This is a genomic window from Roseiarcus sp., assembly GCF_049514155.1.
Taxonomy (GTDB): Bacteria; Pseudomonadota; Alphaproteobacteria; order Rhizobiales; family Beijerinckiaceae; genus Roseiarcus.
Map to the genome: position 1 here is coordinate 1 of NZ_JBEKVH010000129.1, position 11471 is coordinate 11471.

At 69.2% G+C, this 11471-nt stretch carries 15 protein-coding genes; 7 read left to right on the forward strand and 8 right to left on the reverse strand.

Features of this window, described 5'->3' with window-relative positions; translation table 11 throughout:
- Positions 1 to 428 precede the first annotated feature (428 nt).
- From ABSF49_RS16235 to ABSF49_RS16245, 3 genes are all read right to left on the reverse strand, one after another.
- Positions 429 to 662 carry a hypothetical protein gene (locus tag ABSF49_RS16235; RefSeq protein WP_424113695.1) on the reverse strand — a complete coding sequence of 78 codons (234 nt, stop codon included), beginning with the start codon at positions 660 to 662 and terminating at the stop codon, positions 429 to 431.
- Between the two features lie 324 nt (positions 663 to 986).
- Positions 987 to 1226 carry a DUF2188 domain-containing protein gene (locus ABSF49_RS16240; RefSeq protein ID WP_424113696.1) on the reverse strand — a complete coding sequence of 80 codons (240 nt, stop codon included), beginning with the start codon at positions 1224 to 1226 and terminating at the stop codon, positions 987 to 989.
- 309 nt (positions 1227 to 1535) lie between these two features.
- Entirely contained in the window at positions 1536 to 1658 is a 123-nt protein-coding gene (locus ABSF49_RS16245; RefSeq protein ID WP_424113697.1) for a hypothetical protein, read from the reverse strand.
- 279 nt (positions 1659 to 1937) lie between these two features.
- On the opposite strand from ABSF49_RS16245, the gene ABSF49_RS16250 reads away from it, so the two are divergent.
- Positions 1938 to 2912 (forward strand): acetyltransferase domain-containing protein, encoded by a 975-nt coding sequence (locus ABSF49_RS16250; protein ID WP_424113698.1) that lies wholly within the window; start codon positions 1938 to 1940, stop codon positions 2910 to 2912.
- A gap of 46 nt (positions 2913 to 2958) precedes the next feature.
- Here ABSF49_RS16250 and ABSF49_RS16255 read toward each other — a convergent pair whose 3' ends face one another.
- The gene (locus ABSF49_RS16255) at positions 2959 to 4053 is read right to left on the reverse strand and encodes a hypothetical protein (RefSeq protein WP_424113699.1); all 1095 of its coding nucleotides are present in this window, start codon (positions 4051 to 4053) and stop codon (positions 2959 to 2961) included.
- Between the two features lie 484 nt (positions 4054 to 4537).
- On the opposite strand from ABSF49_RS16255, the gene ABSF49_RS16260 reads away from it, so the two are divergent.
- Together ABSF49_RS16260 and ABSF49_RS16265 are read left to right on the forward strand one after the other, a co-directional pair.
- The gene (locus ABSF49_RS16260) at positions 4538 to 5089 is read left to right on the forward strand and encodes a flavodoxin domain-containing protein (RefSeq protein ID WP_424113700.1); all 552 of its coding nucleotides are present in this window, start codon (positions 4538 to 4540) and stop codon (positions 5087 to 5089) included.
- 65 nt (positions 5090 to 5154) lie between these two features.
- Entirely contained in the window at positions 5155 to 6087 is a 933-nt protein-coding gene (locus ABSF49_RS16265; RefSeq protein WP_424113701.1) for a 2-dehydro-3-deoxygalactonokinase, read from the forward strand.
- A 47-nt stretch (positions 6088 to 6134) separates the two neighbouring features.
- On the opposite strand, the gene ABSF49_RS16270 is transcribed toward ABSF49_RS16265, so the two are convergent.
- From ABSF49_RS16270 to ABSF49_RS16280, 3 genes are read right to left on the reverse strand one after another with little or no spacing between them, the layout of a single operon-like run.
- Positions 6135 to 6665 carry a hypothetical protein gene (locus tag ABSF49_RS16270; RefSeq protein ID WP_424113702.1) on the reverse strand — a complete coding sequence of 177 codons (531 nt, stop codon included), beginning with the start codon at positions 6663 to 6665 and terminating at the stop codon, positions 6135 to 6137.
- 40 nt (positions 6666 to 6705) lie between these two features.
- Entirely contained in the window at positions 6706 to 7137 is a 432-nt protein-coding gene (locus tag ABSF49_RS16275; RefSeq protein ID WP_424113703.1) for a type II toxin-antitoxin system VapC family toxin, read from the reverse strand.
- On the reverse strand, positions 7134 to 7427 hold the full coding sequence (locus tag ABSF49_RS16280) for a type II toxin-antitoxin system prevent-host-death family antitoxin (protein ID WP_424113707.1): 294 nt from the start codon (positions 7425 to 7427) through the stop codon (positions 7134 to 7136). The genes ABSF49_RS16275 and ABSF49_RS16280 overlap by 4 nt, the downstream gene beginning before the upstream one ends.
- A gap of 134 nt (positions 7428 to 7561) precedes the next feature.
- Here ABSF49_RS16280 and ABSF49_RS16285 point away from each other — a divergent pair, with 134 nt between their 5' ends.
- The 4 genes from ABSF49_RS16285 to ABSF49_RS16300 all read left to right on the forward strand — a co-directional run bounded on the left by ABSF49_RS16285 (position 7562) and on the right by ABSF49_RS16300 (position 11155).
- A complete protein-coding gene (locus ABSF49_RS16285; protein WP_424113708.1) occupies positions 7562 to 8602 on the forward strand; it encodes a CobW family GTP-binding protein in 1041 nt (346 codons plus the stop codon).
- 25 nt (positions 8603 to 8627) lie between these two features.
- Positions 8628 to 9623: a WD40 repeat domain-containing protein gene (locus tag ABSF49_RS16290; RefSeq protein WP_424113704.1), complete on the forward strand. Its 996-nt coding sequence runs from the start codon at positions 8628 to 8630 to the stop codon at positions 9621 to 9623.
- A 72-nt stretch (positions 9624 to 9695) separates the two neighbouring features.
- Entirely contained in the window at positions 9696 to 10787 is a 1092-nt protein-coding gene (locus tag ABSF49_RS16295) for an alkene reductase (protein ID WP_424113705.1), read from the forward strand.
- A 179-nt stretch (positions 10788 to 10966) separates the two neighbouring features.
- On the forward strand, positions 10967 to 11155 hold the full coding sequence (locus ABSF49_RS16300; RefSeq protein WP_424113706.1) for a hypothetical protein: 189 nt from the start codon (positions 10967 to 10969) through the stop codon (positions 11153 to 11155).
- A gap of 87 nt (positions 11156 to 11242) precedes the next feature.
- Here ABSF49_RS16300 and ABSF49_RS16305 read toward each other — a convergent pair.
- A partial coding sequence (locus tag ABSF49_RS16305; protein ID WP_490363326.1) for a glycosyltransferase occupies positions 11243 to 11471 on the reverse strand: 229 nt, incomplete at its 5' end.

An 11471-nucleotide genomic window follows, 5' to 3' on the forward strand; every position in this document is an offset into this window, starting at 1 on the left:
CCCCCACCCACCCACCGATCCAGCGACCTCGTGGAAGCATGGCCTTCCGAAATTTTGCCGCCGTCAATGGCGCGCACATGGCCCGCCGAGAGATGGGCGTCTCTCGACGCCCACTGCGCGCGCCGCCTCCCGCAGTCTGAGATCGCTGACGCCGGCAAACCTCGCAAAGAAGAGGCCGTCATGAGGTCGACGTCGCTTCCCGCGTCGGCGCCGCTCGAGCCGTCGCGCCGCGCAACCGATCGGCCGTAGGCGCGGACATAGGGCATGACGCGTCATGGCCGTCCCCGGACTTGGTCCGGACTTCTCCCGGCCATCCACGCCTCCCCGCGGCCAGGGCGCCACGGCCAAGAGCCGCGCATTCTCAAAGCTTTTCCTGGGATTCGATGCGGCCCCCGTGCGGGCGCCGGGTCCAGCAGGGGATTGTCGCGCTAGGCGAAGTGACCGGCTCTTTGCGCCATCACGTCTCTTCTCACCATCCCGGCGGTCAGAGAAGGGATGTGCGCAACAACGACCGCATGCAGCAGCAGCCGCTCATATAAATCGTCGACTCTCGAGGCGATATCCATGCGATCCGACCCGTCGATCTCCTTCGCGATCGCGTCCGTGATCGAAGCCTTGAACTGCTTTTTCTGTAGAGGGTCTCTCGGATCGACGGCGATCATCTCTTGGCCTCCGTGGCGACGGCGCCTCTGGCCTTGCTGACAAGCGAATCGCGATGGCCCCGCTGGTCGTCAGAATCATCGACGGGACCTTGTCGCGACCGCCGCACCATAGCCAAGGCGAAGTTCGCCGCCAGACTCGGAAATCCCCTAGACCCAGCGAGTCACGACCCCGCTTTGCGGATTCGCCAGGCGTAAGCCTTTGACATCCTGCCGATTGGTTTTGTCCACGGCGCCAGCGGCGATCGACGAAGCGACGCCGCCGGCGCGGGCGGCCATGACAGCCGACGCTCAGCGAAGACGTTGCGAGTCCCGCGACTCGGACCCTCAGTCCTTTACGCCCGCCTCGGGCCGATCGCCGCCGCGGACTTCCTCTTCTCGCCACTCGCCGGCGGAGTCCTCGTACTGAATGGCTTCGCTTTCGCCTGGCGCTTTCTGCTCGCCGGCGGCGCGCGCCGCCGCGGCATGGGCGAGATCGCGGGTGCGATAGGTCTCGGAAATCGTCGAGCCCATCCTATAGGCCCACCCGCCGTCGTGCTGGATCACCTGGTAGGTCACCTGGTTCATCTTGAACTCTCCCCGATCCGGCGCCCGTCGAAGGACTCGCTTCGCCGCCGACGGCGTTTTGTGTGGGCGCGGGTCCAATATGGGGGCTCGACGGCTGGACGGAAGCGACCAGCGATCCCCGGGCGGCCCGTAGGTTTCGCGAAGCCGCGTGTCCATGCACAAGGTTTGCGGCGGGTTCCTTCCCTCAGGCGGGAGGAATCCGCGGCGGGTCAAAGGAACGAGCCGGTCATGGCGATCATGCGCCGCGAACGCCGTCCGGCTTCGGCTTGATGCGCTTGCGGACAACCGCGGCGACGCCGCCGCAAAGCGTCAGCCGGCGTGGTTGCCGTTGCAGCAGGCGGTTGCAGGGGCGGAAACGCTGACCATCGCCAGGGATCCGGCCAACGATGCGCAGAGAACGATGACCACGGCGCGCAGAGCATTGTTGAACATGGCCCGCTCCTGAATGAGTCGCCCGACCGGCCCGGCGGGTTGGGTTGGGCTTACGGTCTGCGTTCAACCACCCTTCTCCACAGGCGCGTCGGTCCGCCCATGACTGAAAGGGCCTCAGGGCTGCGCCGAAGCTCGGCCGCCGCCGCGCGGCGCGGACGATCGGCTATAAGGGCCGCGGCGGCCAATCGCGCGGCCCCTCATCCGGCCGACTTCGTCGGCTGCCTTCTCCCCGCTTGCGGGGGAGAAGGGGCGCGCGCGGCCGGGGGCGGAATGGGGGCGATGGGGCAGGACCAAGCGACGAGCGAGCCGGCCAAGCGCGCGCGGATCGCGGCGATCGACGCGGCGCGCGGGCTCGCGCTCGGCGGCATGGTCGTCTACCACCTGATCTGGGACTTCGCCCATTTCGGCCTGATCGCGCCGACAGCGCCGTTCGCGCCGGCGACGCGGGCGCTGTCGCATGTCGTCGCCAGCGCCTTTCTCGCGCTGGTCGGCGCGTCGCTGGCGCTCGCCCATCCGCAGGGGTTGCGGCGCGACGCTTTCTCGAGGCGCCTGGCGCTGATCGTCGGCGCGGCGGCGCTGGTGACGGCGGCGAGCTACGCGATCGATCCTGAAGAACCGATCCTGTTCGGCATCCTCCATTGCATCGCCGTCGCCAGCCTGATCGGCGCGCTGTTCGTCGCCGCGCCGCCCTGGGCGGCGTTGACGGCCGGGGCGGCGATGGTCGCCGCGCCGTTCCTCGATTCGAGCGCGGCGTTCAATCCGCCGGCGCTGGTCTGGCTTGGGCTCGGAACCGTTTCGCCCTACACGCTCGACTGGCGGCCGCTGCTGCCGTGGGCGGGCGTCGTGCTGATCGGGCTCGCGCTGGCGCGGGCGGCGGCGGCGCGGCTCGCCGGCTGGCGCTGGACGGCGTGGCGGCCGGCGCATTGGCCGGGCCGCGCCTTCGCCTTCGCCGGCCAGCACAGCCTCGCCATCTATCTCGTCCACCAGCCGATCCTGTTCGGCCTGCTGTGGTGCGTCGTGACGGCGACCGGGCTCGAGGCGCGCCAGGCGCGCGAGGCCTATCTCGCCGCCTGCCCCCCCGCCTGCGTCGCGCACGGCGGCGACGTAGGCGTCTGCGCCAAGGCCTGCGCCTGCGTCGCCGACCGCGCCGAGGCCGCCGGCCTGTCGCTCGGCGCCGCGCGCGCCGACGCCGGCGGCGCATTGCAGAAACGGCTGCGCGACGTCGTCGAGACCTGCAGCCTCGAAGCGCGGTGAGGGCAGAGCGCAGACGCGAGCGACGCCCGCCGGGGCAATGAGCGACTCACGCGGCGCTGGCGCGCGCCGGACGCAAAGCGCGCAACGCCGGCGGCAGCGCGGCGTCGAGGCAAGCGCTGATCGCGCGCTGACGGCGCTGCAACCAAACGCCGGCAAAGATGACCGCCAGCCCGATCGCCGACAGCGCGAAGCTGAAGGCGAGCACGTCCTTGAACGCGTCGGCGGCGAGATAGCCGAGATAGGTGCAGATTCCGAGCGCGCCGACGACGGCGTAGACGCGGCGGCCGAGAAAGACGGCGAGAGCGACGAGCGCGACGTTGATCGCGCAATAGACCGCCTTGCCGATCGCGTCGCCCGAGCCCGAGGAAAGCGCGCCCCAGAAAGTCAGCGCGCCGAACAGGTGCAGCCAGAAACCGAAATCGCCGAGCCGCGCCCACTTGACGTCGATCGCCCAGGCGACGGCGATCATTGCGACGCCGAAGACCATCGAGACGTTGCGGCGAAAGTCCCAGTCGGCTTCCCAGCTCTGCGCCGGCTGGCGATGAAGAAGGAGCAAGGCGAGGTCCATCGACAGGAACCACAGCGCCACCGAGGCGACCATGACGATGAACGGGAAGGGAAAGAAGCGCAGCGCGAGCGCCGCGGCGGCGATGGTCGCAACCTCCATGTAGACCCAGCTCGCGTTCATCAGCGGAAAGAAGTCGCTGTACTGGCGCGGCTTGTCGGCGAGCGACCAGAGATTGAGCGCGTCCTGCACGCCGTAGACGGCGAGCGGCGCCATCGACACGGCGACGGCGATCGCCAGGCCGCCCGGCGTGCGCGTCTCCGGTTTGCGCCACAACGCCCGCCCGAGCGCCGTAAACCCGGCGGCGTAGACGAAAGCGACGCCCGCCAACGCCCAACCGCCGAGCGCATCGAACGCAGTGTTGGTGAAGAGCCCCATCGCCGCGATGACGATCAGCGCGCCGGCGTAATAGAGGGCGTGGACGGCGTCGAAACGCGGCGGCGCGGCGAGGCGCGCTTGCGGCGGGTCCGTCGCCGCGGCGGCGCGGCCGCGCGCAAAGGCGATCAGCCTCGCTTTGGTTTCGGCGTCGATGACGTTGGCGGCGACGGCCGCGTCGAGATCCGCTTCGTCGATCATGGCGCCCCTCCCGGCGCTGCATCCTGCCACAGAGCGCATAGGCGGGCGAAGGAATCCGCCATCGCCTGCGTCGCCGCGGCGGCGTCGACGGCAAGATCCTCAACGTCTTCCTTCGAGCGCTACGCGCTGGCCTATCGGCTCGAGCTCGACGTCGCCCGAGGCGGAGCGGACCCGCTCCGCCGCCGCAAAATCCGCCGCCGATGGCGAATGCCGCCGCAGGCTCGGAGGGTTTTTCAACCCCATCGGCCCTTTGCGGTCATTTGACGCGGCCGCTCTCGATTCAGGTCGTATAAATGGGCGCCGTATCGTTCTGCGTTCGGCAAGCAGACGGCCGTGGCGATCGACGCCCATCTCGGTAATGGCAGTCTGCGGTTTCCGCGCCGCTTAGAACAAGCGCCAAGCGTAGTCGATGGGAGGGCTCATTTGAAAGTTGCATTTACAACGGCGGCCGATCCTCGACTCCCGGCGGCAGGTTAGTCGAACGATGCAACTCTACTACGCTACTCACGACGGCCAAGCGCGACGCATCGCCGAGCGAATCGCCGGCCGCCTCGCGGAGAGGGGAATCGCGGTTTCGCCACAGGATTTGGCGGCGGCCTTCCCGGCGCCGGAAAAATTGGCGGAGGCGCGGCTGGTGGCGATCGTGTCAGCCGTGCGTTATGGCCGGCATCTGCCTGAGGGGCGCCGGTTCCTTTCCGTCTACCGATCGCTGCGTGCGCCGCCGCCTTTGGCGTTCGTTTCCGTCTGCCTGGCGGCGCGGAAGCCGGGCCGGGACACCGCCGAGAACAACCCCTATCTTCGCAAGGCGCTCGCCCGAAATCGGCTCGCCCCGGCCCTCGCGGTGGCGGTCGCCGGACGGCTGGATTACCCGCGCTACGGCTGGCTCGACCGGCAGATGATCCGCCTGATCATGACGTTGACCGGAGGGCCGACCGACCCCGCGACCGCGATCGAATATACGGCGTGGGATGTGATCGACGGCGTCGCGCTGCAGATCGCCGAGTTGTTTGATCGCGCGCAACCGTCGCGAAGCTGACGGGAGCGCGGCCGCGGCCGGGATTTTGTCGACTATAGTGCCGCGCGCCAACCCAGGAGTCGGTCTTGTCCTCCCCCTCCCCCGTCTTGATCAGCGTCGACTGGGGGACGAGCGCGTTTCGCGCCCGGCTCGCCGCCGCCGACGGGAGCGCGCTCGAGGCGGTCGAGGCCGCGGTCGGGGCGACCGGCCTGACGAGCGGCGCGCACGAGGCGTTTCTCGAGACGCAGATTGGCGGCTGGATGCGGCGCTTCCCCGGCCTGCCGATCATGCTCAGCGGCATGGTCGGCTCGCGCCAGGGCTGGGTCGAGGCGCCCTATGTCGCCTGCCCGGCCGGCGCGGCGGAGATCGCCGCCGCGGCGACGTCGGTCCCGGCCGCTCGAATCGGCCGCGTCGTCGTCGTTCCCGGCCTAAGCGCGCGCGACGCGCGCGGCGCGCCCGACGTGATGCGCGGCGAGGAGACGCAGATCCTCGGCGCGCTCGGCGCCGGCGGCCGCGCCGATGGGCTGTTCGTCCTGCCCGGCACCCATTCGAAATGGGCGCGGGTCGAAGCCGGCCGTATCGTCGACTTCGCCACGTTCATGACCGGCGAAGTCTTCGCCGCGCTGAAGGACCACAGCCTGCTGGGCCGGCTGATGGCGCCGCCGGACGCGACCGACGCCGCGTCGGCCGCCGACGGCTTCGCGCGCGGCCTTGCCGCCGCCGCCGCGCTCGAACGGCCGGGCGATCTGCTGCACGCGATCTTCATGACCCGCACGCTCGGTCTGTTCCATGAACTGCCGGCGCAGGGGCTCGCCGACTATCTCTCCGGTCTGCTGATCGGCGCGGAGGTTCTCGCCGGGGCGCAAGGCGCGCGCGAGGCCTGCGTCGTCGGCTCGCTCGGGTTGACCGCGCGCTATCGCGCCGCCGGCGAAGCGCTCGGCGTTGCGCTCGCGCCGGCGCCGGAGAATTGCGCGACGCTCGGGCAGATCGCTTTGCTCGAACGGATGGGCGCCCCGTAGCCCGCGCGACGAGAACAAAGGCCGGGCGGCATATCGGCTTCTTCCCCTCATTGCGCCGTGGTCGCGCGCGCGAGCAGGTCGCGCAGCGACCACGCGTTGGGCTCGGCGATTCCGCTGACGTCGTCGACGCGCCAGCGTCCGGCCTGGCGCAGCAGCGAGAATGTGACGACGTTCTCGCGCGCCGACTGGCGCACCCAGTCGCCGGGGTCGACGGTCGCGACGACGGTCGCGTGGTTGGCGTCGCGCCGCTCGACCGCCAGCGCGTAGGACTTGACCTCCGCGCCCTGCGAATTGGTGACGACGTCGAAATCGATCGCGACGTCGCCGCCGCGGCGGGCGCGCGCCTCGACCTTGTCCCACAGCGCGGCGAGGCCGCGGGTGAGCGCCGCGTCGCGCTGGGCCGGCGTCGTGAGGGTCGGCCGGCCGCTCTTCTCGGCCGCGTAGAGCGCCGCAACCGGCGCGCGCGGGTCGGCGGGGTCGGTCGCAGCGGCGGCGTGGGCCGGCGCGGCGAGGGCCAGCAGCGCGGTCGCGGACAAGCCGGCAAGACAAAGTTTCAAGATGACGCTTACCCCTTGCATGACGCCGATCACTTACGGTCCGCGGATCGTTCATCGGGGCTCAAGGCGCGGCGCGCCAAGGATTGATGACGGGCGCGCGCGCCATTTCGAATTCCCGAACATCGCGGGTGACAACGGTCAAACCGTAGCACACCCCAGTCGCAGCGATGATGAGGTCGGGCTGAGAGAACGTGTGGCGCATCTTGCGCCCGGCCTCGACCAGTAGCCGCCACCTGAACATCACCTCTTCGCTGACTGGCAGCGTCCGCTGCTCGAACATTGGCCGCAGCGCGACATCTAGCCAATTCTGGAGCTCGGCGCGCTTTCCCGCATCGGCTACGCACTCAACGCCGAACCGGATCTCAGCGAAGGTTACGACGCTGACGAACAGAGATTCCAGCGGTTGCGCGGCGACGAAAGCGATGACTTTCGGCTCCGGTCGCGGCCGCCGAAGTTCACTGAGCACGTTGGTGTCGAGCAGCCAGCCCGTCACAGCTCGACGCCGCGCACCGGTGCGCGGGTCCGCTTCGGCGCGATCTCGAACTCTTTATGCGGAGAGGCCTGCATTGCCTCGACGAGCGCCGCCCCAGTGCGCTCGCCTTTCAGACGGCGGAATTCGTCGGCGGCGACGACCACGACCTCTTCGCGGCCGCGAACGGTGACAAGCTGCGGCCCCTCGCTACGGGCCCTCCGCACCAGCTCGCTGAATCGCGCTTTGGCGTCCTGCAGCAGCCATGCGCCTGGGCGCCGCGGCGCGCGCGGGGAGCTCGTCGATCTAGTCATACTGACTAGATACCACGAACGCACGAGAACCGGCAAGGGCGGCTCGCCCCCTACCCATCGCCGCCCTGCCGACCTATATCCAGCGCTCTAATGTTTCTCCCCCAACCGTCCGGAGCCGCAAGCGCTTGACCGCCATGACCGACGCGAGCCTCGACAAGATCCCCGTCACCGTCCTCACCGGCTACCTCGGCGCCGGCAAGACGACCCTGCTCAACCGCATCCTGTCCGAGCCGCACGGCAAGCGCTATGCGGTGATCGTCAACGAGTTCGGCGAGATCGGCATCGACAACGAGCTCGTCGTCGGCGCCGACGAAGAAGTGTTCGAAATGAACAACGGCTGCATCTGCTGCACCGTGCGCGGCGACCTGATCCGCATCATCGAAGGGCTGATGCGGCGCAAGGGCAAGTTCGACGCCATCATCGTCGAGACGACCGGCCTCGCCGATCCGGCGCCGGTCGCTCAGACCTTCTTCGTCGACGAGGACGTGCGCGGCGCGGCGCGGCTCGACGCGGTCGTCACCGTCGCCGACGCCAAGTGGCTGAGCCAGCGCCTGCGCGACGCGCCGGAGGCGAAGAACCAGATCGCCTTCGCCGACGTCATCATCGTCAACAAGACCGACCTCGTTTCGCCGGCCGAGCTGCGCGAAGTCGAGGCGCGCATCCGCGCGATCAACCCCTACGCGCGGCTACACCGCGCCAATCGCTGCGACGTCAACATCGAGGAGGTGCTGGAGCGCCGCGCCTTCGACCTCGACCGCATCCTCGACATCGAGCCGGAATTCCTCACCGTCGAAGACGACGATCACGATCACGACCACGATCATGACCACGACGGCGATGGCCATCACCACCACGGCGGGCTGAAGCACTATCACGACGAGGACATGCAATCGATCGCGGCGCGGCTCGAAGGCGATCTCGATCCCGACAAGTTCATGCCGTGGATCAACCGCCTCACCCAGGAGCGCGGCCCGAACATTCTGCGCAGCAAGGGCATCGTCGCCTTCAAGGGCGATCCCAAGCGCTTCGTCTTTCAGGGCGTGCATATGATGCTCGACGGCGAGCCGCAGCGCGAGTGGAAGCCGGGCGAGAAGCGCGAGTCGAAGGTCATCTTCATCGGCCGCGACCTCGACGAGACGGCGATCCGCGAGGGTTTCCTCGCCTGCGCCGCCTGAACGCCCGAACGCCGGGCGCCGCATCATGGTCGAACCGACCTCATCGCTGACCGCCCATCTGCGGCCGCTCGCCGCCGGCGCGCCGGCGGTCGCCGCGACCTTCATCGGCGGCGAGCCGGCCTTGGCGCTCGCCGACGGAACCGTCGTCATCGGCGATCCCGGCGCCGAGCGGCGCGTCGTCGCCCACCCGGACGGCGCGATCCTCGTCGCCGCGCGCGACGGCGACAAGCTGCTGACCGGCGGCGACGACGGTCGCGTCGTCAGGACCTCCGCCGACGGCGGCCTCGAATCGATCGCCGAAGAAAAGGGCCGCTGGATCGACGCGCTGGCCGCGCAGGCGGGTGCGATCGCCTGGGCGGCCGGCAAGCAGGCGCGCGCCCGCGACGCCGCCGGCGCGGTGAAATCCTGGGCGGCGCCGACCACCGTGCGCGGCCTCGCCTTCCTGCCCAAAGGCTATCGGCTGGCGCTCGCCCATTACAATGGCGCGTCGCTGTGGTTCCCCAACGCCGCCGCCGAGCCGGCCAAGCTCGAGTGGAAGGGCTCGCACCTCGACGTCACCGCCTCGCCCGACGGGCGCTTCCTCGTCACTTCGATGCAGGAAAACGCGCTGCACGGCTGGCGGATCGCCGACGCGCGCAACATGCGCATGACCGGCTACCCCGGCAAGACGCGCGCCCTGTCGTGGTCGCACGACGGCCACTGGCTCGCCACCTCCGGCGCCGACGCCTGCGTCGTCTGGCCGTTCAAGGACAAGGACGGGCCGATGGGCAAGGCGCCGCGCGAGTGCGGCGTGCGCGCAGCGCGCGTCGTCAAGGTCGCGTTTCATCCGCGCGCGCTGGTCGTCGCGATCGGCTATGCCGACGGCATGGCGCTGCTGTGCCGGCTGGTCGACGCTGCGGAAATCCTGGTGCGCGCGCCTGGCGGCGGCGCGGTCGGCGCGCTCGGCTGGGACGCGACCGGCGCGCGGCTGCTGATCGGCCTCGACGACGGCGCCGCCGGCCTGCTGACGCTGCCGGCGTGAGCGATGCGGCCGCATGAGTTCCCCTCTCCCCGCCTGCGGGGAGAGGGGAGTTGGACAGAGAAAGGAACCGCCATGGACTCCAGTTCTTCGCCCCTGATGCAACCCTTCCAACTCGGCGATCTCACTTTGCCCAACCGCGTCGTCATGGCGCCGCTGACGCGCAATCGCGCTGCGCACGGCTCCGACGTCCCCAGCGAGCTCGCCGCGACCTATTATCGCCAGCGATCGAGCGCCGGGCTGATCATCTCCGAAGGCACGCAGATCAGCCGGCAGGGCCAGGGCTATGTCTGGACGCCCGGGATGTACAGCGAGGCTCAGATCGAAGGCTGGCGCCGCGCGACCGACGGCGTGCATGAAGCGGGCGGCCGCATCTTCGCCCAACTCTGGCACGTCGGCCGCATCTCGCATGTTTCGCTGCAGCCGAACGGCGGCGCGCCAGTCGCGCCGTCGGCGATCCGAGCCAACACCCGCACCTTCATCGAGAGCGGCTTTTCCGAAGTCTCCGAGCCGCGCGCGCTCGAGACGGCGGAGATCGCCGGAATCGTCGCCGATTTCGCCAACGCCGCCGTCAACGCCAAGCGCGCCGGCTTCGACGGCGTCGAGGTGCACGGCGCCAACGGCTATCTCGTCGACCAGTTCCTGCGCGACGGCGCCAACAAGCGTGTCGACGCCTACGGCGGATCGATCGAGAACCGCGCCCGCTTCGCGCTCGAGATCGTCGACGCGCTCGCCAAGGTGTGGCCCGCCTCGCGCATCGGCATCCGCATCGCGCCGACGAGCCCGGCCAACGACGTCGCCGACTCCAATCCGGCGGCGACCTTCGGCCATCTTGTCGCCAAGCTGTCAGAACGCAAGATCGGCTATATCCATGTCATCGAGGGGGCGACGCAAGGCGACCGCAACATTGCGCCGTTCGACTGGGGCGCGCTGCGGCGCGCGTTCTCCGGCGCCTATGTCGCCAACAACGGCTACACGCGCGAGCTGGCCGATGAGGCGCTCGCCGCCGGCAAGGTCGATCTCGTCGCCTTCGGCCGGCTGTTCATCGCCAATCCCGATCTGGTCGAGCGCCTGCGCCGCGGCGCCGAACTGGCGGCGGGCGACCGCGCCACCTATTTCGGCGGCGGTGCGCACGGCTATACCGATTATCCGGCGCTCAGCGCTTAGCCGTTCTCCGCTTGCGTGAGCAGCCATTACGGTTCGCCACGCCCCGCGGCATCCACGGCTGATCAAATTTTCATGATCGAGGTCTGATTTGCCGCCATATACCCTGATAGCTGTCGGCCTCGCCAGCATTGACGTCGATACCAGAAGGGTTCTTCATTCGTCGGGAAAGGAGACCTAAAGTGCCCTACAAACTAATTGAGCGCAAAGCTACCGACAACGGTTGGCGCTTCTGTGTCCGAATGTTGCGCGAACGTGCCGAACTGAATCCCGCTGCAATCGCAACTTCTAACGACTTTGTGCTGGAAGACTGCTACGGGAAAGTGGTGGAATACCGAGTGAACGGTTTCCATAATCGCGCGGAACATTAGGCGCCGGTTACGGCCTTCAACGCGTGGTCAAAGTGTCTCGGATCTTCGCTCGCTGACCGTAGCGGCTGTTCACGACGCGACTTCGGCCTACGCGCCTGCGGACCCACTTCCCGGCCACTCGGCGGCGAGCGTTTCCTCGTCGGCCGACATGACGTTGCCGCGCCAGACGAAGCGGGCGTTCATCCAGCCGCTCAGCCACAGCGCCGGCAGCGCGAGGTCGCGCGCCATCCAGGCGGCGGGCGACGACCAGGCGAGCGGCCAGCCGGCGGCGAGGGCGAGCGCCGCTTCGGCGCCGTACCAGATCGCCGCCGCGAGC